The organism is Paenisporosarcina sp. FSL H8-0542, from assembly GCF_038632915.1.
In the GTDB taxonomy this organism is placed as follows: Bacteria; Bacillota; Bacilli; order Bacillales_A; family Planococcaceae; genus Paenisporosarcina.
The window spans coordinates 2,150,056-2,171,487 of the sequence record NZ_CP152050.1 but is presented as its reverse complement, the minus strand read 5'-3'; the positions used below and the strand labels follow the sequence as shown (position 1 = coordinate 2,171,487).

The 21,432-nt window shown below is 37.7% G+C and carries 21 protein-coding genes and 2 pseudogenes; 19 read left to right on the top strand and 4 right to left on the bottom strand.

What is annotated here, in order from left to right:
• Nucleotides 1-19: 19 nt before the first annotated feature.
• Nucleotides 20-1,822 carry a DNA mismatch repair endonuclease MutL gene (mutL, locus tag MHH33_RS11280; protein ID WP_342541795.1) on the top strand — a complete coding sequence of 601 codons (1,803 nt, stop codon included), beginning with the start codon at nt 20-22 and terminating at the stop codon, nt 1,820-1,822.
• A gap of 205 nt (nt 1,823-2,027) precedes the next feature.
• Here mutL and MHH33_RS11275 read toward each other — a convergent pair whose 3' ends face one another.
• The gene (locus tag MHH33_RS11275; RefSeq protein WP_016427557.1) at nt 2,028-2,306 is read right to left on the bottom strand and encodes a hypothetical protein; all 279 of its coding nucleotides are present in this window, start codon (nt 2,304-2,306) and stop codon (nt 2,028-2,030) included.
• 443 nt (nt 2,307-2,749) lie between these two features.
• Between MHH33_RS11275 and MHH33_RS11270 the strand changes: the two genes are divergently transcribed.
• The 10 genes and pseudogenes from MHH33_RS11270 (at nt 2,750) to MHH33_RS11225 (ending at nt 7,501) form a co-directional block, all read left to right on the top strand.
• Nucleotides 2,750-3,160: a hypothetical protein gene (locus MHH33_RS11270; protein ID WP_342541794.1), complete on the top strand. Its 411-nt coding sequence runs from the start codon at nt 2,750-2,752 to the stop codon at nt 3,158-3,160.
• On the top strand, nt 3,161-3,331 hold the full coding sequence (locus MHH33_RS11265) for a Fe3+ hydroxamate ABC transporter substrate-binding protein (RefSeq protein WP_231391050.1): 171 nt from the start codon (nt 3,161-3,163) through the stop codon (nt 3,329-3,331).
• Between the two features lie 525 nt (nt 3,332-3,856).
• Entirely contained in the window at nt 3,857-4,177 is a 321-nt protein-coding gene (locus MHH33_RS11260) for a PadR family transcriptional regulator (RefSeq protein ID WP_342541793.1), read from the top strand.
• A 70-nt stretch (nt 4,178-4,247) separates the two neighbouring features.
• A complete protein-coding gene (locus MHH33_RS11255; RefSeq protein WP_342541792.1) occupies nt 4,248-4,601 on the top strand; it encodes a DUF1048 domain-containing protein in 354 nt (117 codons plus the stop codon).
• A 122-nt stretch (nt 4,602-4,723) separates the two neighbouring features.
• Nucleotides 4,724-4,849 (top strand): annotated as a pseudogene (locus tag MHH33_RS11250) (PadR family transcriptional regulator); the annotation flags it as partial.
• Between the two features lie 72 nt (nt 4,850-4,921).
• On the top strand, nt 4,922-5,275 hold the full coding sequence (locus tag MHH33_RS11245) for a DUF1048 domain-containing protein (protein ID WP_342541791.1): 354 nt from the start codon (nt 4,922-4,924) through the stop codon (nt 5,273-5,275).
• A 131-nt stretch (nt 5,276-5,406) separates the two neighbouring features.
• On the top strand, nt 5,407-6,168 hold the full coding sequence (locus MHH33_RS11240) for an ATP-binding cassette domain-containing protein (protein WP_016427554.1): 762 nt from the start codon (nt 5,407-5,409) through the stop codon (nt 6,166-6,168).
• Nucleotides 6,169-6,918: an ABC transporter permease gene (locus MHH33_RS11235; RefSeq protein ID WP_016427553.1), complete on the top strand. Its 750-nt coding sequence runs from the start codon at nt 6,169-6,171 to the stop codon at nt 6,916-6,918.
• A gap of 48 nt (nt 6,919-6,966) precedes the next feature.
• Nucleotides 6,967-7,104: a hypothetical protein gene (locus MHH33_RS11230; protein WP_342541790.1), complete on the top strand. Its 138-nt coding sequence runs from the start codon at nt 6,967-6,969 to the stop codon at nt 7,102-7,104.
• Nucleotides 7,105-7,321: 217 nt separating this feature from the next.
• A complete protein-coding gene (locus MHH33_RS11225) occupies nt 7,322-7,501 on the top strand; it encodes a hypothetical protein (RefSeq protein ID WP_016427552.1) in 180 nt (59 codons plus the stop codon).
• Between the two features lie 234 nt (nt 7,502-7,735).
• On the opposite strand, the gene MHH33_RS11220 is transcribed toward MHH33_RS11225, so the two are convergent.
• Both MHH33_RS11220 and MHH33_RS11215 read right to left on the bottom strand, forming a co-directional pair.
• Nucleotides 7,736-11,137, bottom strand: coding sequence for a S8 family serine peptidase (locus tag MHH33_RS11220; protein WP_342541789.1), 3,402 nt, complete (start codon nt 11,135-11,137; stop codon nt 7,736-7,738).
• A gap of 209 nt (nt 11,138-11,346) precedes the next feature.
• Nucleotides 11,347-11,481, bottom strand: a pseudogene (locus MHH33_RS11215) (IS630 family transposase); the annotation flags it as partial.
• Nucleotides 11,482-11,825: 344 nt separating this feature from the next.
• Between MHH33_RS11215 and MHH33_RS11210 the strand changes: the two are divergent.
• A complete protein-coding gene (locus MHH33_RS11210) occupies nt 11,826-13,103 on the top strand; it encodes an IS110 family transposase (protein WP_342541766.1) in 1,278 nt (425 codons plus the stop codon).
• Nucleotides 13,104-13,817: 714 nt separating this feature from the next.
• On the opposite strand, the gene MHH33_RS11205 is transcribed toward MHH33_RS11210, so the two are convergent.
• A complete protein-coding gene (locus MHH33_RS11205; RefSeq protein ID WP_016427550.1) occupies nt 13,818-14,477 on the bottom strand; it encodes a CAP domain-containing protein in 660 nt (219 codons plus the stop codon).
• 1,646 nt (nt 14,478-16,123) lie between these two features.
• Here MHH33_RS11205 and MHH33_RS11200 point away from each other — a divergent pair.
• From MHH33_RS11200 to MHH33_RS11170, 7 genes are all read left to right on the top strand, one after another.
• Nucleotides 16,124-16,687: a sigma-70 family RNA polymerase sigma factor gene (locus MHH33_RS11200; RefSeq protein WP_342541788.1), complete on the top strand. Its 564-nt coding sequence runs from the start codon at nt 16,124-16,126 to the stop codon at nt 16,685-16,687.
• Nucleotides 16,684-17,712: a DUF4179 domain-containing protein gene (locus MHH33_RS11195; protein WP_342541787.1), complete on the top strand. Its 1,029-nt coding sequence runs from the start codon at nt 16,684-16,686 to the stop codon at nt 17,710-17,712. Before MHH33_RS11200 ends, MHH33_RS11195 begins: the two co-directional genes overlap by 4 nt.
• 520 nt (nt 17,713-18,232) lie before the next feature.
• On the top strand, nt 18,233-18,565 hold the full coding sequence (locus MHH33_RS11190; RefSeq protein WP_342541786.1) for a VanZ family protein: 333 nt from the start codon (nt 18,233-18,235) through the stop codon (nt 18,563-18,565).
• A gap of 21 nt (nt 18,566-18,586) precedes the next feature.
• Complete coding sequence (locus tag MHH33_RS11185) at nt 18,587-19,189, top strand: hypothetical protein (RefSeq protein ID WP_342541785.1); 603 nt, start codon at nt 18,587-18,589, stop codon at nt 19,187-19,189.
• Nucleotides 19,190-19,277: 88 nt separating this feature from the next.
• The gene (locus MHH33_RS11180) at nt 19,278-19,679 is read left to right on the top strand and encodes a hypothetical protein (protein WP_342541784.1); all 402 of its coding nucleotides are present in this window, start codon (nt 19,278-19,280) and stop codon (nt 19,677-19,679) included.
• A 185-nt stretch (nt 19,680-19,864) separates the two neighbouring features.
• Nucleotides 19,865-20,290: a hypothetical protein gene (locus tag MHH33_RS11175; RefSeq protein WP_342541783.1), complete on the top strand. Its 426-nt coding sequence runs from the start codon at nt 19,865-19,867 to the stop codon at nt 20,288-20,290.
• Between the two features lie 167 nt (nt 20,291-20,457).
• Entirely contained in the window at nt 20,458-21,255 is a 798-nt protein-coding gene (locus MHH33_RS11170; protein ID WP_342541782.1) for a class I SAM-dependent methyltransferase, read from the top strand.
• Nucleotides 21,256-21,432 lie beyond the last annotated feature (177 nt).

Here is a 21,432-nt window from a genome sequence, read left to right as displayed (position 1 = left end):
TCAGAAAGGAGCGGACCCTATGGGACAAATACGATTAATGGACGAACCTTTATCAAATAAAATCGCTGCGGGAGAAGTGGTGGAACGACCTGCTTCCGTCGTGAAAGAACTCGTTGAGAACGCAATTGATGCTGGCAGCACTTCCATTGATGTGTATTTGGAAGAAGCGGGACTGCAGACCATTCAAATAACGGATAACGGAAGCGGGATGGATGGAGAGGATGCAATTCTTTCATTCTCACGACATGCGACGAGCAAAATCTCAAATGAACATGATCTGTTCCGAATTCGAACACTCGGATTCCGTGGAGAAGCACTGGCCAGTATTTCATCGGTATCCAAAGTTTCTTTATGGACTTCAGACGGTGTTTCCACAGGGACAAGCATCGAGATAGAAGGGGGTCACTTAAAAAAACAACAGGCAGGCGCACTTCGTAAAGGTACAGATATCAAAGTGTCGCAGTTGTTTTTTAATACTCCGGCCCGTTTGAAATATATGAAAACGATCCAGACGGAACTTGGGCATATCATTGATTTACTTAATCGACTTGCACTATGCTATCCGTCTATCGCTTTTAAACTGACACATGGAGAACAAGTGCTTCTTCATACAAATGGTCGGGGTGATTTGCAACAAGTCGTTGCAGCTATTTATGGCATGGCCATCGCAAAAAAAATGATTCCTTTTGAAGGGGAATCAGCAGATTACCGAATCCATGGCTATGCGTCATTACCGGAAATCACACGCGCTTCGAAAAATTACCTGACTCTATTTGTCAATGGACGTTGGGTAAAACATTATAGTGTCCAGCAATCAATCGTCAATGCTTACCACACGTTTTTGCCGATTGAACGCTTTCCACTGGTTATCCTTCATATAGAAGGCGATCCATATTTAACAGATGTTAACGTTCATCCTTCGAAACAACAAATTCGTTTGAGCAAAGAAAAAGAGTTGCAACAGTTGGTCGAGGAAACGATTCGGAAGAGTTTGAGATCCGTTATGCGGGCACCTGAAATTGCAGAAAAACCGAAAAAGATGGTTGCGCCAAGCGAACAAATGGATTTGTGGAAATCAAGACCAACACCAACAACACCAACAACATCTGCTCCATTCCAGCCGATGCAGACTTTCAATAAAAGTCCAGAATCGTTAATGGTGAAAGAGCAGATGGAACCGGTCCAATCTTCACCTGAGCCATCAATCGACCATCTGGTACCAGTATCGTCCAAGGAACCTTTTCCGGAGTTGGATATCGTCGGACAAATCCACGGAACGTATATCGTAGCCCAAAGTGCTGATGGTTTTTACTTAATCGATCAACATGCGGCACAGGAACGGATTAAATATGAATTTTTCCGTGAGAAGGTAGGCGATGTGCAGTCGAATGAAAGACAATCTCTGCTCATCCCTCTGTCCATGCATTATTCTGCTGACGAAGCACTTCGATTAAAAGAATCGGCAAATGAACTTGAAGAAGTGGGGATTTTTCTCGAAGAGTTCGGCCCGACAACGTTTATTGTGCGGGAGTACCCCGTATGGTTTCCGAAAGGGTTCGAAGAAGAGATTGTAAAAGAACTCGTTGAACAAGTACTGACAAGCCGTAAAACAGACATCAAGAAATTACGCGAAAATGCAGCGATTATGATGAGTTGCAAACGTTCCATTAAAGCCAATCACTATTTGACGAGAGAAGATATGGTCAAACTGATGGAAGATCTTAAACATGCCGAGCATCCATTTACATGTCCGCACGGCCGCCCTGTAATTGTTCATTTCTCCACATACGAAATTGAAAAAATGTTCAAACGCGTTATGTAGTGATATAGATTGATTTACAAATGATGTTGTTTAAAGAAACACTAAATAATGACATAGAAGAATCAGAAAGCGACCGAATTTACATATTCGGTCGCTTTTTAAATGAGAATATTAAAAGAAAAGATTTATCTATCGTGAATTAATAACAGGTTTACACCACGACAAATTCTTGGAGCTCATTTATTACTACTGCGTTTTCTCAATGCTACTCTTTCTTTGTTGTGTATAGGATGGATGTGTTTTTACCTCTTAACGCTCGGGTACCTATTTCTGCAAATTCACTAGCGAGTTCTGCTCTAATACGATCTGGTGCAATTTTTTGATGAGTGGATGTGTTTAAAACTTTCAACGCTTTGGAACCTATTTCTGCAAATTCACTAGCTGTTTCTTCTTTGATAAGACTTTGTGGGATTTTTAAGCTTTTTGGCGTTTGAGGTAAACTGTTTTTGTTATTACTTGTAGCTTTATTATCATCTCTGCCCACATTCCATCTTCCTTTCTTAATTTAGTTTCGTATTAGTTTGTCTTTCGAAGTCATATTCATGTAAACGAATTCTAAAAATTATTTTCCGCTGTTTTTTACACTTTTAAAAAACATTTCACAAAGGACAAGTTTGGAAAAAATGGATAAATCAGAGTCCTTTTGGAAAAGTGTAAAAAATTATACCGAATAAATAATTATTATGTGGAATCAAACGGATGCTTTAGTTAAAGATAGTTGGGCTGTAATGAAAGCTCTTCATTCTTATTCAACTAACGAGGCAGGTTAGTTCAATTAGAAAAAATGGATTTTTTTTCAAATGGAAAATTTATTTAAAATTGGAACCTCTATTCATTTCAAACGTATTAAAGAAAAAGCAGGTAAGTTTTAGAAGATTTTCATCAGCGTAGCTTGGAGGGAGTGAAATTGTGAGGAGATTATTATTTATGTCTATTATAATAATTGTATTTTTAATTGTAAGCGGATGTAATAATAACTCTGTAAAACAAATTAGAGCAGATTACTTTGATATTGGCTTTGGACAGAGTTTGTACCAGGGATATAACAAAGTAGATAAAGAAACTGTTCAGTCACTTGTGAAGGCTTACAATCAAATAGATTATAGTGGACAAACAAACCAACAAATTAATTATGAAAAGGCGATAACGATAACATTTATCTATAATGACCAAATTTCAGGTACTTTAGTGATAGATGATAAGGGGATTTTTCATCTAAGTGATAGTGCTGAAAATTATCAAATCGACCCAAATGATGATATTTATGAACAAGCAATAGAAATATATAACGATGTGAAGTATAAATTGGAAAGTAATTTGAGTTTAGAGGTGATTTAATTGTTGTGGGAAAAACCCAAATGTACTATTTGTGATAAAGAGATTAAGGAAGACGACGTTGTTTTTGTGAAAATGCGTTATCCTAAGCGAAAAGGTTTTACTGAAATAAAAGCATATTTAAGCAACGAAGGTAGGTTCATTTGTGAAGATTGTTTTAACAATAAATCCTAATAAATACTTTTTAACAAAAGGATACATTAGTTGAATAAGGACTACTAAAAAATGCTCAAACTTTTTTTAAAAAACGAAATAACTAATAACAAATTAAAATGCCATGATCAATCTTTTTTCAAAATGGCTTCTTTCTATCGTGAAATATGGGTTTGCGAACTGTTTTTGATCAAACTTTTTTTGAAAGAAGCATAGGAGGAAGTAAAAGCTCCATAAAGAAAATCGGCTGTATCTCATGGGGATTGCTGGTTTTATAAATATTTAGAAAACCCAGTTGACAGTCCATCTACTACGTGTTACGATATACCTGTAGTAGGTCACACTGGATACCGACATCACTGAATAGTGAGGTTGCAAAAATATTATTAAGGAAAATAGTTGACACCTCCGCTACTCGGTGTTACGATATACATGTAATAAGCAATACTGAATAGCGTGATTTCGCAAAAGCTATTCAGTAAAAATCTCCCCTTAGTACTAAGTTATACTGAATATAAGTCAGACGAAATAGAGGAGGAACTGAACATGGAAAATTTAACTGAAATGCTGAAGGGTTCGCTGGAAGGCTGCGTGCTGGAAATCATCAGCCGCCATGAAACCTATGGCTACGAGATTACCCGCCGCCTGAACGATCTTGGGTTTACTGAAGTCGTGGAAGGGACGGTCTACACCATCCTTGTGCGATTAGAAAAGAAAAAACTGGTGAGCATAGAAAAGAAACCGTCAGATATGGGGCCGCCCCGAAAGTTTTACTCACTAAATGAGTCTGGTCGCCAGGAACTTGAATTGTTTTGGAAAAAATGGGATTTTGTATCATCAAAAATCAACGTCTTAAAGTCAATCTAGCTTCATAAGATTATCCGTACGATATTTTGGAGTGTCTTGTTCAGCTTTATAAAAAAGGAGGAAAAATAACATGATGGAAATGTTCAAAAAAATGATTGGTGATAAAAAAGAATACAAGATGATGATGGCACGGGTTGAAGTCCTGCCAGAGGACTACCAGTTTGTATTTAAGAAAATTCAAAGCTACATGTGGAATTTCTCAGCGGGCAGCGGGATGGATATGCTGCACATGCAGTATGAATTAATCGAGTTGTTCGAAGCCGGCGCGGCGGATGGCAGACAAGTGCTGGAAATCACTGGGGACGACGTGGCGTCCTTTGCCGACGAACTAGTGGCAAACGCTAAAACCTATGTCGCCAAGTATCGTGAAGATTTGAATCAGAGTATCATGAAGCGATTGGGAAAAAATAAATTCAATAGATAATACCGACTGAATAGCTGGTTACAAATATGAATTACCACCTTCGCTATTCAGTTATATTTTCACCCGGTAATAAGTTATACAGATTATCAGTCAGACTAAATAGAAGAGTATAGGCAATCTAGCCGTCAGATATGGGGCCGCCCCACAAGTTCTACTCACTTAATGAGTCTGGCCGACAGGAACTTGAATTATTTTGGAGAAAATGGGATTTTGTATCATCAAAAATCAACGTCTTAAAGTCAATCTAGCTTCATAAGATATTCCGTACAATATTTTGGAGTGTCTTGTTTTCAGCTTAATAAAAAAGGAGGAAAAATAACATGATGGAAATGTTCAAAAAAATGATTGGTGATAAAAAAGAATACAAGATGATGATGGCACGGGTTGAAGCCCTGCCAGAGGACTACCAGTTTATATTTAAGAAAATTCAAAACTACATGTGGAATTTCTCAGCGGGCAACGGGATGGATATGCTGCACATGCAGTACGAATTAATCGAGTTGTTCGAAGCCGGTGCGGCGGAAGGCAGACAAGTGCTGGAAATCACCGGGGACGACGTGGCGTCCTTTGCCGACGAACTAGTGGCAAACGCTAAAACCTATGTCGCCAAGTATCGTGAAGATTTGAATCAGAGTATCATGAAGCGATTGGGAAAAAATAAATTCAATAGATAATACCGACTGAATAGCTGATTACAAATGTGAATTGCCACATTCGCCATTCAGTTATATTTTCACCTAGTAATAAGTTATACAGATTATCAGTCAGACTAAATAGAAGAGTATTTTATAAGGAGGAAAAAAGTATGAGCAATGCAGCGATTTCTGTAAAAGGGTTAAAAAAATCCTTTAAAGACAAGGAAGTCTTAAAGGGAGTAGATTTTGAGGTACAGCGTGGCGAAATTTTCGCACTGCTGGGCTCAAATGGAGCGGGCAAGACGACGATAGTCAACATCCTCTCGACGCTGATGAAGGCCGATGGCGGCGAAGTAGGTATTTGCGGCTTTGACATCCAGCGTCAACCGGATCATGTTCGCCAGAGTATCAGCCTGACAGGGCAGTTCGCAGCTTTAGACGGGATGCTCACCGGGCGGGAAAACCTGATGATGATCGCCAAGTTGCGGGGAGTTTCCAATCCCGCTCAAGTCGCCGACAATTTGCTTGCAAGATTCAGCCTGACCGATGCGGCCAACCGCCGGGCAGACAAATATTCAGGCGGGATGAAGCGCCGGCTTGACATCGCCATGAGCCTGATCGGGACGCCAGCAGTCATTTTTCTCGACGAACCTACGACAGGGCTTGACCCCGAAGCGCGGATTGAAGTCTGGGATACCGTCAAGGAGCTTGCCGGCGGCGGCACGACCATCTTGCTGACGACCCAGTACCTGGAGGAAGCCGAACAACTGGCGGACCGTATCGCCATCCTGCATGGCGGAAAAATCATCACGACCGGTACCCTTACCGAACTCAAGGAGATGTTCCCGCCAGCGAAAGTGGAGTACATCGAGAAGCAGCCGACATTAGAGGAAATTTTCCTCGCGATCATCGGCAAAAAGGAGGAGATGTAAATGAAAAGCAAAACAGGGGTATTACTAGGACGTTTAATGCGCAACATCATGCGCAGCCCGGATACGATTATCACGGTGGCGATTACGCCGATTATGATGCTGCTGCTGTTTGTCTACGTATTTGGCGGCGCGATAGAGACAGGCACGGACAACTACGTCAATTATTTATTGCCGGGAATCTTGCTGATGGCTATCGCATCCGGCGTCGCTTACACTTCTGTACGGCTGTTTACGGATGTAAAGAGCGGGCTGATGTCGCGTTTCATTACCATGCCCATCAAGCGCTCGTCGGTATTGTGGGCTCACGTGTTGACCTCGCTTGTTTCCAATGCGCTAACTATCGTGGTGGTTATCCTCGTCGCGCTCTTGATGGGCTTCCGTTCCAGCGCGGATATCCTGGATTGGCTCGCGGTAGCTGGGATACTCGGGCTGTTTACACTGGCGCTGACATGGCTGGCGGTCATTCCCGGATTGACAGCGGGGTCTATGGAAGGGGCGACAGCCTACTCGTACCCGCTGATTTTCCTACCGTTTATCAGTTCGGCCTTTGTCCCCACCGAAACCATGCCTAAAATTGTCCGTGCGTTCGCTGAGAACCAGCCCGTGACTTCAATCGTGAATGCGATTCGTGCCCTTTTGTATGAAGGGTCTGTTGGCAACGATATCTGGATTGCGCTTGCCTGGTGCGTCGGCATCATGGTCATCGCTTACTTCTTCGCCATTAAAGTATTTAAACGCCAGTTAGGGTAAGTACACCATTATGGGATTAGCCATATCAATAATCAGTCGCTGCGATGAATGCATTTGCTATCACAGGAAGGCTGCTTAAATGCCGGGGCAACCATTGATGAAATCATGAAAACCCTCAAAATTGGTGTGATTGGTGGCGGCTCGATCAAAAAGAAATTGAAACCTATATCCATGATTTACCGATAAAAGCAAGACATACTCACTAGACAAATATTAGAATCCCCCTCACTGTAAGAACGAATGTTCTTATTTCGAGGGGGATTATTTGTGAAACCATTACCGAATCGCGCCATTACGTGTCTGGATATGCGAGTTTTTTACAAGTTAAGCACTCAAATCATGCTTTGGTGTATTGAAACTTCTATAACTACTACTCGTCGAATTACTGTGGAGGGTGAATAAAATGAGGCTTCATTGTCTATGGTTGTACCTCAACAAATCATACGGTACAACACTCGATGATTTCGCAAAAGAGAAGAAAATCAAGGCAAAACAAAAATATGATCAAGACAAGTTTCGCTTCAAAATGAAAAGTGAAGAGTATTTTTCGCCTCTCCGCATTCACAAGATGCAAAATACCTGAAATGCATCACACTAGAACCTCGTTGTAACATATTGGTAAGCCGTATGCCTAAATAGGGCACGTGCGGTTTGATAAGGGGGAAACCATGAATTTGTACTGGCCATACGTTTCTTCTATATTAATGGCATACAGTGATTATCAATATTTCTAATTGTATTAGATTTTAATTATATCGGTACTTTTTTAGAGTGCATTAAAAAATGAGCCGAAATTACTCGGCTCTTCTTTTTCAAATCAGTCTAGTAGTTTAAGTGTGTCCAATGTACGATAGAGCATAACTGCTGCTTCAGCACGTGTTGCGTTGTTTTTAGGATTGAACTGACCTTCGTTACCTTTAATAACACCTAGTGCAGTTGCTTTATAGACAGAATCAATTGCATATGCACCAATTAATTGATGGTCTTTAAAATTAGCTGGTTTTTCTAGGTTGTCTAGTTTTATTTTATCTTTAATCTCAACTGCTCTTACAACCATTGCCGCGATTTCTTCACGTTTAATCGGAGCGTCTGGATTAAATTTACCATCCTTCATTCCGTTCACAATGCCTGCATTGGCGGCTGCTTCAATCCCTGCAAATGCCCACTTTTTACTTGTGTTCACATCCTCAAACTTGCCCTCGTACGTCTTCAACGGAAGGTTTAGCGCGCGAGCAAGTAATACGGTGAATTCTGCACGCGTAATTTGTGCGTTTGGTGCAAAGGTAGTTCCCGTTTTCCCTTGGATAATTCCCTTCGCTGCGAGCTTATTAATTTCATCTTTTGCGAAAGTATTTGTAATATCTGTGAATGCTGGTGGTATTTCTGGTTTAGGATCAACCGGACCAGGTCCAGGGCCAGGACCAACATCCTTGGATAGTAGTGAAACAATAACAGGATTCGATTTTCCCGTCATTTTCCCATTCAACATGGAGACTGCTGTTAAACTATTTTTACCATCTTTAATTTTCATTGGGATTGAAAATTTGCCTTCATCGCCAACTTTTGCAGTACCTACTTCTTCATTATTATTCATCAGCTTAATCGTTGTTGAAGGTGAGGCAGTTCCTTCTACCGTGATGTTTTCGTCTTTGAATACTTCATCCTGTTTTGGCGAAGTAATTGATGGCTTGTCTACTTCATAACTAACACGTGCACGGATCATATAATTACCGTCTTCAACAAATGCTGGATAAAATTCGCCATCAAGATATTGATAGCTTCTCTCCATATATGGATTACCGTTGTCGGTTGCTAAACCAAGTGCCTCCGGATAATTCAGTGTTTGGACATACACCATATAAAAGTCTCCATCAACCTTGATATTGTAATCGGTTAAATCAACTACTGTCCAGTCATCCAATACAGCTTCAGCGGCTATCGGGCCAGCAAGTTTCTTACCCGGTAACCCATCGCGCCCAGAGGCATCCCATACTTCCACATTAAATTCCGTCCCATGTGTTTCTGAGTATTTTTTATCCTTTAAGTGAAACACACCATCTGTGACAATCGCTGATTTCTTATTCTCTGGCAATGACATTTTTACTGCCCAGCCAGCTCCACCGCCAAAATACATACTGCCACTATCAACTTTTCCATTATCGTAGCCAATTTCGCCGCCAGGATACGTGTAAAAAGGATCAAGAACAATATCAACCGCATGTTCATTTCCTTTTATTGTAATATCAACATCTTGACTGTGATAGCCGCTTCTCATGGCTCTCAACGTATAAGTTCCTTCAATAGCAGTAAGTTCATATTTACCGTCCCTATCCGTAGCCACAGGTGTAATATTGGCATCTTCCATAAGGAGTAATGTCACACCTTCAACAACTTCCCCCGAGATTTTATCGGTAATCACACCACTTATAGTTCCTTTTGGGATTTCATTCAATGTGAAATCTGCGTGTATAGCTTTATCTTTTTCAAACGTTACTGATTGCTGTTTAGATTGATATCCATATGCTTCGGCTTGAACTGTAAATTTACCAGCAGCATGCGGGAGTTTATAAGAGCCATTTTCAGGATTTGTGTTGATGTACTGTCTACTTTCAAGCACGCTTACTTTACCGCTTATCGGCAAATCAAAATTCGTTTGGACCACTTTTCCTTCCAAAGTCCCTAGACCATCACTAATAGAAGATACCGCATTGTATGCATTGACTAATCCATAGCCGTACCCGTTATTTGGTGATTCTGGATATTCCTTATCCGTTAAAGGCTTTGCTGTTTCTATTAAAATTTTTTCTATTTCATCAACCGATAAACTTGCATTTACTTCATATAATAATGCTACAACTGCCGATACAGCGGGGGCCGCCATCGATGATCCATTCCAACCGCCTTCGTAATCACTGCGAGGTATCGATGAACGAATATTCGCTCCAGGCGCTGAAATATCAGGCTTTATTTCACCATATGGTGAAGGGCCGCGTAATGAAAAGTCTCCAACGATATCATTACTATCCGTTGCTCCCACTGCAAATGATTCGGGATAGTTTGCTGGATTGGCGACTGATCCAGGTCCGCCATCATTAGTCATGCCTGTGTTTCCAACTGCGAAAGTAGGAAATATCCCGGCATTTCTCCATTCTCTTACTACATCCCGATACCATTCATCAAGACCTGGTCCGCCACCCCATGAGTTGTTAACAATATCAGGTGCCATGTCAACGCGGGTATTCCCATTTGCATCTGTTGGTGCTAAAATCCACTCTGCTGCAGCCAATAGATTGGCATCACTTCCGCTAGTCTCCGAGAATGCCTTAACAGCAATCCATTTTGCGCCAGGTGCTACACCTATTTTGTTAGATCCATCTGGTTCACTGCCGACCATTGTCCCAGTCACATGTGTTCCATGTCCTAAATCATCATATGGACTCGATTGTCCGGCTGTGGCATCAAACCAATTAAAGTCGTGATCAACTTCTCCGGTTGCTGCATTATAGCCGCGATACTTTTCCTTTAATGCGGGGTGATCCAATTGAACACCGGTATCAATACTCGCTACAACAACACCTGAACCGTCGATTCCCTTTTCCCATAAAGCCGGAGCTCCAACTCTCTCAGCGTTCCACTCTACATTCGCTAGATTTGAATTAAGGCTTTCCTCTTTAGTTGTTGAAGCAAATAATTGTCTTGTTTCGTTTGGCAGTACTTTTTCAACTTCGGAAAAGGTTGCTATCTTTTCTGCAACCTCTTTCGTTGCTGTAACAGCCATACCATTGACGATAAAATAGGAATTAAAAGATTCGACATTCCCTTTAAGTTCTTCTTGTTTAAGATATTTTAAAACGTTTTGCTGCTCTACGTGTGCAGTAGCTTTTAACTCAGATACTACTGCAGAGCGTTGGATAAACTCTTCTTTATTCGCCGTTAATTTTTCTTGCTTCGCAATCGCTTTCGCCCGCTTTATAGCATTTGCTGTATCTGCTTTTTCATTAAATTTGATTAAAAAAGTTACTTTATCATCTTTTTTAAACGTTTCCAGTAAACGATTGCTTACCTTTACCTTTGCAGCAGTTTGGTGATCATTTACATAACGGTTTGATGGCTTTATTGATTCAGCATCCGCGAATCCTGGTGATAGTAATGAAAATACCATAAGTAATGTTGCTACAATACTAAATATTCGCTTGTAACAGTGTTTCCTTTTCTTCAATTCGTTCCCATCCCTCCGAATATAAATTGATACTTGTCATTTGAAGCTGCCGTCTCTGTTTGTGACATCAATCGTTCAAAAATCCATCAGTATTTTTCATCTCCTCAACTCTCAATCTCAATCGTTACTAGTATAGGATAAGATAAAATATATTTCAAGAAAATTCAGTTTTAATAGAATAGTTTGGATATATATCCGGTGGAAAACTTTTAGAATTGAATGCATAGCCGATTCATAGTAGCTTCTGGTGTTTCATTGATATGACAAATAAAACCTTGAACGGCTTTACGGATCTTTTGAACAGAATCGAAGAATACGTTGTTGATGACTGATGATTTTAACCAACCCCGAATAGAATAGGTGCTATTAAGTGATAAAACATTGCCCACTTAGGAATGCCACGTGACAGATGGGAGACTGCAAATACCATAGAAATTAAGAAATATCTTATTAATAATTTGAAAACCGAGTTGGAACTTATGGTTAATAGGTTAAAAAAGAGAAATATGAAGTTAATGTTATAGATTTATGGAGTGACTTTTCAAAAGTAGAAAAGGATTTCATATTCAACTGACGGGGCAGCATTCCTGTTTGAAGGATTTGTGCCATCTTGAAAGAAAAAAAGCCCTCTAGTATGATGTGAGTGTCAACGACCATTGACCCATCAGCTAACTAGGAGGACTTCTCTATGCAGTTTAAATGCAATGAAAAAATTAATCAAGTGACTGAAAATACACTCGTTGTCGGTATGGATATTGCCAAGCGTGTTCATTATGCGTGCTTTGTCGATGAACGAGGGCGTGTGATTGAAAAATCCTTTGCAGTAAATCAATCAAAAGAAGGCTTTGAAAGTTTGTATGAAAAGATTCGTCAAACCATGAAGGAAGCTAAGAAAACAGACGTTATCGTTGGAATTGAGCCTACAGGCCACTATTGGATGAACTTGGCTTATTTCTTAGGTAACTATGGCATTCCACTCGTCATGGTAAATCCAATGCACGTCAAACGTTCGAAGGAACTGGACGATAATTTACAAACAAAGAACGACAAAAAAGATGCGTTGGTCATCGCACGCTTATTGAAGGATGGCCGTTTTAGTTATCCACGTTTGTTAAAAGAGGTAGAAGCTGAACTTCGTATCGGATCTACTCTCCGTTCAAAGTTAACGGAAGATTTAGCGAGTATTAAAAATCGAATCGTCCGTTGGCTTGATCGCTATTTTCCAGAGTTTACTCAAGTCTTTCCGTCTTTTGGAAAGATGGCGTTGGCGGCATTGGAAATGACTCCATTTCCACAGGATATTGAAGGGAAAACAGCTGAGGAGTTGGTTTTTCTATACCGTGAGGTAGAGGGTATGAGAACGCCACAGTTGCCGAAAGCAAAGCTTCTCATTGAAGCTTCGACTAACTCAATCGGCCTGAAAGAAGGAGAAAAGATGGCCCGACATGAAATCGCCACGCTCCTACGTCAGTATCGCTTATTAGAAACCGAAATTGCCTCTGTAAATAATCAATTAGCCGAAATGGCACAAACAACAATGGAATATGAGTTACTCAGTTCCGTTCCTGGTTTAGGAGATGCGACGATTGTTGATTTACTTTCTGAAGTAGGGAGCTTTTCACTTTATGAAAATCCACGCCAACTTATCAAACTAGCGGGATTAACACTACGTGAAAACTCGTCTGGTCAACATAAGGGACAAAAACATATCTCGAAAAGAGGGCGAAAGAAACTCAGATATATCCTCTTCAAAGTAATAGTTCCACTCATACGTCATAACGCGGCGTTTAAACAGCTTCATGAATACTACACAACACGCAAACAAAATCCCTTACGGGGTAAGCAATCAATGGTGGTCTTGTGCGGTAAATTACTGAAAGTATTACATGGCATATGTAAAAAGAAAGTCCATTTTAATGAGCAGTATATGATGAAGGATCTTTACTGCCTCTCAGAGGCAGCGTAAACATTTCGATGATCGATTTATGACAAGAAGGATGACACGGAGAAGCCAGCAACATAACTAAACTAAGACCATGAGTCCCCGGGGCAGCTTAGCAGGCCTCTGCCTTATGAATAGACCAAACGAAGGAATGTAAGCGCACTGACGCTAAGAGACATGGGAGGGTCCGTCATCATAAGTTTCGCAGAGATCCATTGTGCATCACATAATGGCAAAGAAAAGCTAATGATTTCCATTAGTTTTAGCGAAGCGTACTCTTAAGTTGGTAATAAAAACTATATATTCAAATCTATGTTTATTGAAACCGTCAAAAATATTTTTCCTCACATCACGAAGTGATGTAAACCGTTGATACATCAATGTTTATAGAGGGAGATTAGTTGAATAAAGATATAAATGGGGTGGAGTATATGAGTGAACGATTTGAATTAAGTTTTAAAAACAAGGAAGTAAGAATGGGGGTTTATTTGGCGGTAACAACGTTTTTTAAAAGCTTCATAAATTATATTTTATGGTGAATAAGAACGGGTGCTTTACTTGAAGATCATTTAGCTGTTTAGATAGCTTTTTTTCTTATTCAACTAAAGGGTCACTTTTACGAACTCTTAAAAGCAATAAGAAAAAGCTACCCTCAAAGGATAAGGTTATTTAAAATGTTTTGACAATATATTAAGACAAATAAAAAAAGAAGCATGGAATTAACCACACTTCTTTCTCTTATTTTCCTATAAATTGTTGAGTCCAATAGTTTCCACTGGCTACATGGCCAACTCCGATATGAGTAAAGTTTTTACTCAAGATGTTAGCTTTATGACCAGGAGAATTCATCCAAGCTTTCATGACTTCTGCAGGGGTTGTTTGACCTTGAGCAATATTTTCGCCAGCTGATTTATAAGTAACTCCAAAATGTTTCATCATATCGAAAGGTGATCCATAAGTTCCGTCATGAGACATAGTATTAAGGTTTTTCATATCTTGTGATTTGATGCCTGCGACTTCAGATAATTTCGCATCAACTTTCAAAGCAGGAAGAGAAACTTTTGCACGTTCTTGATTTACCAATGTAACCACTTGTTGTTCATATGCTGAAAGAGCTGATGAAGCTGTGGTTGGTGGAGTTGGAGTTGGAGTTGATTGTGAAGCTGGTTTTAGTTGAATCACTGATCCAACTTTCATTTGCATAGGATCAACTGTTGGGTTTAGCTCCATTAATTTTTTGTAATCTAATCCGTATCTATTAGCAATAAACCAAAATGAATCTCCTTGGGTTACTTTATATGCTTGGAAAGGTGGTTCCTTAAATGTTGTGATTGCACTAACTGATGATACACCACTGAATAAAGACATCAGCAGAACTAACGATATTAGTTTCTTCATGTATGTTTTCCTCCTAGGTTTTCTATCAGTATTTTAATATCTTAATATTTGAAAATGTAAAGTACCTAACGAATCATAACATGGATTATGCAAAGAAAAAGAAGGTAATTTATACCTTCTGAATCCACTCTGATATTTTTGGCATATTAGGTCAAGCTCTGAATGGGATAATCGAATTCATTAAATCTAATCTGATAAATCAAGAAACACGGATTTTTCAAAAGGTCTTAATTAAAACAAAAACTATGGAATCATTCCATTCAAGCCGCAAATCTCCTACTATTATTTCAGCAGGTAATTTACATACCAAATATGGACATTCATACTAATCACTAGATTCTTTATATTCATCACTATAAAAGGCTACAAAACCACAATTCGGATAAACAAACAGCTACCTTAGGTTTTACCGATACATTATTGAATTAAGCATAAGAATATATCATACATGATGATTTTGAGTGGTTATATGAGGAATAAACAAATTGGTGCGTTGATCTAAGAAGGATTAACGTTCTATTTTTTATTGAATTTATTAAACTATGGGGCAGGTTAGTTCAAGAAATAAAACATGAAACTGGGGGACAAAGAATGAATATCAATTTTAATCTAGCGGGGCAGTTTAGTTGAATAAAGAATCTTAGGAAATAAATGAAACCTATAGTATGTCGAAACGTAAATATAATTAAATAGTAGTTATTCAAAATGAGATACTTATAATGGTTTCACAAAAATACGTAGGGGAATATTACAATTTGGGGGTAAATGAAAACACGGAGAGGGGTTTGTTTATGTTGTTTTCACGCTGGACTTTTTTTCAAGGGGTTGTAGTTCTCTCTTTAGTAATTTTCTCGATTTTAATGGATTTTTTCAAAGAAGAAATATCAACACAGATGTCATCGAGTCCTGTAATAACAATGGTATTAACATTAGTATTTATTACTATCGTTATAAGCTTGTTCAGTTTATTAATGATTTTTCAAACTAAAAAAAGCAAAACGTTTTTATTGCACCCTATATGGAAAAAAATGCATATAATTATTTCCTTTATTATGGTTATATCAGTAATTGTTTTCATTAGTTCTTTTCTTTTATTTCCTTTAGACGAAGTAATACAAAATAGTCGTTGGATATTATACATAATCATTTACTACTTTCTATTTTTAATTAATATTTTAGTTCTATCAATAGTCCATAAGACAATAAAAAGGAGTACTTCAAATGAGAAAAAAATTGAACTATCATTTGTATGGACAGTGTTTCTCCTCTTTGTAATCGTCTTTTTTCTTCCTTCGATATAATCCGAATTTAAAGGTATTGTAAAAAATAGAAACAATAAAAATGTCTTGTTCAACTAACGGGTGCTTTAGTTGAATAAGAACCAAGAAAATAATCAAATTTTTTTATAAAAACTTTATATAATAATTACAAGAAAGAATCCATTTTGTTAAATCTTTTTTCAAAATGGATTCTTTTTATTATTTTTAATATTGAAGTTCTGTTCGAACTTTCGCTTATTCTTTATTTGAAAGTTACACTAATGAGTGAAAAAACAAAAAATTCTAGAAATTTTTTGAGAATAAACTGTAAGACTGTTCGTTGTACTTTATGAAAATGCTTTTTCAATCACATAAGGAGCGAAGTAAATGAAAAGTTCATCGACCAACTTTATCACTAGATTAAAAAAACAAAAAGTAGATGCACTCGAGTATATCATTGATGCCTATATGCCACTCGTGAAAACAATTGCTACAAAAATTTTACACAATATGAAGCGACCAGATATTGATGAATGTATCAATGATGTTTTTCTAACGGTTTGGCAAAATGCTCATCAGTTTCAAGGTGATACACCAGACTTTAAAAAATGGATTGGCATGATTACGAAATACAAAGCAATCGATCGATATCGGCACGCTGAAAAACAAATCGCACATGAACAATCGGATGCACCACTCGAACAAAAAGCAAGCTCCCTACAAACAGATTTATCCGTCTTGCAACGAGAAGAAAAAAATGAATTATTACTGGCAATCAGTCAACTAGAGGAAATTGACCGCGATATTTTTATGATGAAATATTATATGGAGCTACCAAACAGTGAAATTGCCGATGCACTCCGGCTAACGAAAGCTGCTGTTGATAACCGCCTATATCGAGGTAAGAAGATACTAGCTACAAACATGAGGCTAAAGGAGCGATTCATATGAGTATGAAAGAATGGATTGATTTAGATATCGATAAACTTGAGCTTCTAGAGGTGACAGATATTGAAAAAGCACAAGTTAAACAAAATGTACTTAATAAGCGTAAAAAATCACCAATCTGGCGTCATATTGCAGTCGCTGCAGTTATGATTGTTGGTGCCACTACAGCAACCGGTTTTGCATTCCCGTCTTTTGCATCACAAATTCCGTTTATGGATAATGTCATTAGTTATTTTAATAACGAAGAGCAGCACTACAAAAATTTTGAGACCTTCTCTACTAATATTGATCTTGCGCAGACGAGTAATGGTGTTACAGTCATGATTGACAATGCGGTATATGACGGCACTAACGTCACTGTGTCGTTTGCGATTGAAACTAATCATGAATTTGGAAAAGAGATGCATATGAGTGCGCCAAATTGGTTTGATGCCGTCGGTGCAAGCGGTAGTAGTGGTGGCGGTAGTCAAATTACAAAGATTAGTGATACACGTTATGTTGGCTTATCAACATTTACGCCACGCTTCAAAGATGATGTATCTCCAGAAACGGTGGAAGTCACTTGGACTCCACATGCCTTTTATAGTATGTCGAATGATTTAGAGGTTGAGGGAGATTGGTCGTTCGCCTTTTCATTAAAGCGTTTAGAGGGAGATATACAGCTCGTCAATGAAACTGTCCTGCATAAAGACATGAGCTTCACGCTTCAATCTGTTGAATTTACAGACGTTTCAACCGTTATTTTATATGAACAAGTGGTAACTGATGAACTGTTAAAAGAGTGGCCAAGTGTGTCACCTGTTTTCTATGTAACCGATGATCTCGGTCATGTGTACTTGAATGGGTCGGGTGGTTCAGGCATGTCACCCGATAATGGGAAAACATTTAACGGAACAGCCGCACTTGGCGCTATCCAAGAAGGTGCTAGCCAGCTCATCATTCAGCCTGTTGAAATTGCGAGTCTTATGTCCGGAAAAGGTCATATCGAAATTGAGCTTGATCCGATTATCGTTGACTTAAAAAAATAATAGCAAACGCCCCCGTAGAAATTCGGCTGTTGTCTAACATATACAGGGGCTATATTTTGCAATGAACGTGCACTATTTGAATCTGTTTTTGGTATAGAATATGCAGGTGGCTTCATCAACTAACGGGTGCTTTACTTCAAGAAAGAGTAAAGCATTTTTTGCATTTTTTCTTATTAAATTAACGGGGCAGGTTAGTTCAATAAGAAATGGTAATTAACATATATCTTGACCTAACACGTTATCTGACTAGTTAATGGTATAATTTGTTCCTTATGTAATTTTATATATAAAAAAGGATGTGTGATTTATTAGAATCCAATTTCTCTACCCCGCAATAGCAATTACGATTATATGGATAATTTTTAAGGCTTTTAACCTTACCATTATTAATAAGAAATTTGATTTTAAACGAGAAGTGGTAAATCTTCTTTACTTCATAAGTGTGATGGGAATCATAGGACTAACAATTTTTCCACTTGAAATAGCTTTTGGTCCTGAATAGGATTTACCTAATAATTTTGTGCCGTTTGCAAGTATTAATGAATTATTAAATCACTTTTATTATATGGTTCCCTTAAGAAATATTTTAGGAAATATCATCTTATTTACGCCTTTAGGATTCATTCTAATTTTAAAATTCAAGAGACTAAACAATATGATGAGTGTTGTTTTAGTCGGTGTATTAAGTTCAACGTTTATAGAGATTATTCAACTATTACTTCCCAACAGGTCGTTCGATATTGATGATATTATATTAAATACTTTAGGTACTATGATAGGTCTCCTAATACTTAAAGTGACTAAAATTGAAAAAATATTTGGATTTACAGTGGTTCAAGAACAGACAAATTAAGTCGAGGAGGGAGTTTTGTTAATGGAGAATCAAGAATATAAAGGGAATTGGAGAAGTTTTATTATTTTTACACTTGTTGTTGGTTTAATTGTCGGTATTTTCTCAGTTATTTCCGACCATTTACCAATTATAGCTGATGGTGTTACAGTTCTTGAATTCGTCATTTTCTATTTAGCGATAACGATTAATTCTTTACCAATGTGGTTTATTCTTGCAATGCTTGTTGGCTATCTATTTGCGAATAACATTAGTAAAGCTGCATTTCTTGGATCCATTTATACAATTTGTGCAATTACTTTTTACTTCGCGATTGGACACAATTATATAGAAACAACAGTATCATCATCATTTAAAGAACAGGCACTTGTTTATGCAATTTGGGGCGGTGCTTCAGCTATCGGTGGTATTCTTGGTGGAATTACAGGGTTTTTATTAAAAAAAACGCCATATGCACTACTAATTTTACTTGTAGGTTTAATCTTTCAGTTGTTTTTATACGGTACAAGTAGCTGGGGAGATATTGTTGGTTTTTCGCAAAATGTTACCTTTTGTTTAATAGTAGTAAGCATTGTTTTTTACATAGTAATTGTGAAGATAAAGAAAGAACCGAATGGGGTTACGTAAAGATTACATTATTGAAACCTTCTTAACTAACGGGGCAGTTTAGTCGAAGAAGAGTGAGGGAACTTTGAATAGAAATTATGAATGGGTGATGACTAATGATTTTAAGGAATTTTTTTTGTATGTAAATGAGGACGTGGGAATTAAAGAGGTACATAAAAAACTGTCGTTTCAATCAAGATGTATAACCTCTCTTTACGAAAGTAGTTTCTCAAAGTTTAATACAACCGATATTAGCCAAATTAATATTTTCTGTGTAAAAGAATTTCCAGAGGCGAATTCTAATGTTGTAGATGGCTTTTGCGATGTAGAAATTCTTTTTGATGTATGCGAATTTTTAAAATTAGATGACCAAGAGAAAAAAGAAGTAATACTCGATAAGCTAAAGCAAGGTATTGATAAAGTTGTTGAGCTGAATAACTGGGAAAGCACTCCGTTTTATGATGTTAGTATTCGGACACCATTTAGGGGAATTAAAGTGGTTATCAAATAATGAAGTTGCATTATTCAACTACTTAAAAACAAATTACATTTTTTCAGTTTAAATGAGCATCAATGAAAATTCTTATTCAACTAACGAGTGCTTTAGTTAAAGATCACCGGGCTGCTTTACAACTCGTTTTCTTATTGAACTAAAGGTTAGTTGAACAAGGTAAACCAAAAGGAGAATGAATTCAAATGAGTTTGACAAATTATTTAGGTTGTAATTTCACGCTTCCAATTAACTATGAAGAGAGCGATGACTTAATTATTGTAGGTAATAACTTTTCGAGTAAATATGATAGAGAAGATGTTCGTAAACACATTACAACTAAATATATTTATGAAGTAGCTACTGCAGAAAGCGTAGGTCTTTCTTTATACAAAAAGGATAAAAAAAATTCACCTCACAATTACCAAAAACAACAACAATATTTGAAAGCTTTACTTGAGATTCTAGATAGTCATCTTGAGCGAGGAGACTATTGTGAACTATATACTTGTTGGGTTGGTGAGGAATCAGAGGAAAGAAACAAGAAATTAGACCAAACAATCAATATTAGTATGTTTGATATGGATGACATTGAAATAGCCGAGAAAACTCTACTCACATTAAAAAAGTAATTCTTCAACTAACGGGGCAGGTTAGTTGAAGAAGGCAAACCAAATTACAATAAGACTAAATGATGCGTTGATCCAAGAAGGATTAACGCATTATTCTGTTGATTTACTAAGCCAGACATGTAGAAGATTTTTATGCCTTTGGGTGCTTAAATAAGGAGGATTATAAAATGAAAGATTACGGAGAAGATTTGTTTAAAGGTACAGCTTGGTATTATTCACGAAATAGACCATTATATTCTGCTTCTTTAATTAGATTTTTAAGAAGTAAGTTTTCTTTAGATGGAAATGGCCACATGCTAGATTTGGGATGCGGTGATGGCCGATTATCATTAAGGTTCTCTGATTGGTTCGAAAAAATTGTTGGGATAGATACGGAACGTGAGATGATTCAGGAGGCTGAAAGACTTAGTAAGGAATTTAGGGTTGAACATACAGAGTGGTTTATTGGTGATATTGAAAAATATAACAGTACAAACAATACAACCTTTAGATTTGTAACGATTGCAAAGGCATTTCACTGGATGAATCGACCAAAAGTTCTTGATAGTTTGTACGAAATGATTGCTATTGGTGGTGGAATAGCTATTATAGATAATTACTCTCCTAAGGATGTGCTTCTACCTTGGCAAGAGAAAGTCCAAGAGGTGGTAAAACATTGGTATGGCAATGAAAGGAGAGCAGGGAATATTACATACAGTCATCCTACAGTTAGCCATCAGGATATTATATCAAGTTCAAAGTTTGACTTAGAAATTCATCAAATGCCTTCTTATGAGCAGGTATGGACACTTGACTCTATAATCGGAAATCACTATTCAACTTCTTTTGGTGCTAAACGATTTCTTGGAGATAACGTTGATTTTTTTGAAAAACATTTAAAAGAGGAACTACTAGCTATTGATAAAACTGGTGTGTTCAAAGAACAAATAAATACATCGGTCAAACTTGCTTTAAAAAACATGTAAAGAGTATCATCTTCAACTAACGGTTGCTTTAGTTGAGGAACAGGAGATCGTCAGAGACGGTCTTTTTTTATTGCCTAAATCCCAAGACAGATTGGATATTTATTCATTAGAGGGGAAAAGTGAATCAACCAAAAGCCCATCAACTCAACGCTGTAAATTGGGTGAATCAAAAATGGA

Bases quoted from the DNA above. Each gene is read 5' to 3' on its own strand.
- MHH33_RS11170 (WP_342541782.1), top strand. From the start codon at position 20,458: ATGAAAGATTACGGAGAAGATTTGTTTAAAGGTACAGCTTGGTATTAT.
- MHH33_RS11225 (WP_016427552.1), top strand. From the start codon at position 7,322: ATGAGGCTTCATTGTCTATGGTTGTACCTCAACAAATCATACGGTACA.
- MHH33_RS11205 (WP_016427550.1), bottom strand. From the start codon at position 14,477: ATGAAGAAACTAATATCGTTAGTTCTGCTGATGTCTTTATTCAGTGGT.
- MHH33_RS11270 (WP_342541794.1), top strand. From the start codon at position 2,750: ATGTCTATTATAATAATTGTATTTTTAATTGTAAGCGGATGTAATAAT.
- MHH33_RS11235 (WP_016427553.1), top strand. From the start codon at position 6,169: ATGAAAAGCAAAACAGGGGTATTACTAGGACGTTTAATGCGCAACATC.
- MHH33_RS11180 (WP_342541784.1), top strand. From the start codon at position 19,278: ATGACTAATGATTTTAAGGAATTTTTTTTGTATGTAAATGAGGACGTG.
- MHH33_RS11230 (WP_342541790.1), top strand. From the start codon at position 6,967: ATGCATTTGCTATCACAGGAAGGCTGCTTAAATGCCGGGGCAACCATT.
- MHH33_RS11210 (WP_342541766.1), top strand. From the start codon at position 11,826: ATGCAGTTTAAATGCAATGAAAAAATTAATCAAGTGACTGAAAATACA.
- MHH33_RS11260 (WP_342541793.1), top strand. From the start codon at position 3,857: ATGGAAAATTTAACTGAAATGCTGAAGGGTTCGCTGGAAGGCTGCGTG.
- mutL (WP_342541795.1), top strand. From the start codon at position 20: ATGGGACAAATACGATTAATGGACGAACCTTTATCAAATAAAATCGCT.
- MHH33_RS11245 (WP_342541791.1), top strand. From the start codon at position 4,922: ATGATGGAAATGTTCAAAAAAATGATTGGTGATAAAAAAGAATACAAG.
- MHH33_RS11200 (WP_342541788.1), top strand. From the start codon at position 16,124: ATGAAAAGTTCATCGACCAACTTTATCACTAGATTAAAAAAACAAAAA.
- MHH33_RS11175 (WP_342541783.1), top strand. From the start codon at position 19,865: ATGAGTTTGACAAATTATTTAGGTTGTAATTTCACGCTTCCAATTAAC.
- MHH33_RS11195 (WP_342541787.1), top strand. From the start codon at position 16,684: ATGAGTATGAAAGAATGGATTGATTTAGATATCGATAAACTTGAGCTT.
- MHH33_RS11255 (WP_342541792.1), top strand. From the start codon at position 4,248: ATGATGGAAATGTTCAAAAAAATGATTGGTGATAAAAAAGAATACAAG.
- MHH33_RS11185 (WP_342541785.1), top strand. From the start codon at position 18,587: ATGGAGAATCAAGAATATAAAGGGAATTGGAGAAGTTTTATTATTTTT.
- MHH33_RS11240 (WP_016427554.1), top strand. From the start codon at position 5,407: ATGAGCAATGCAGCGATTTCTGTAAAAGGGTTAAAAAAATCCTTTAAA.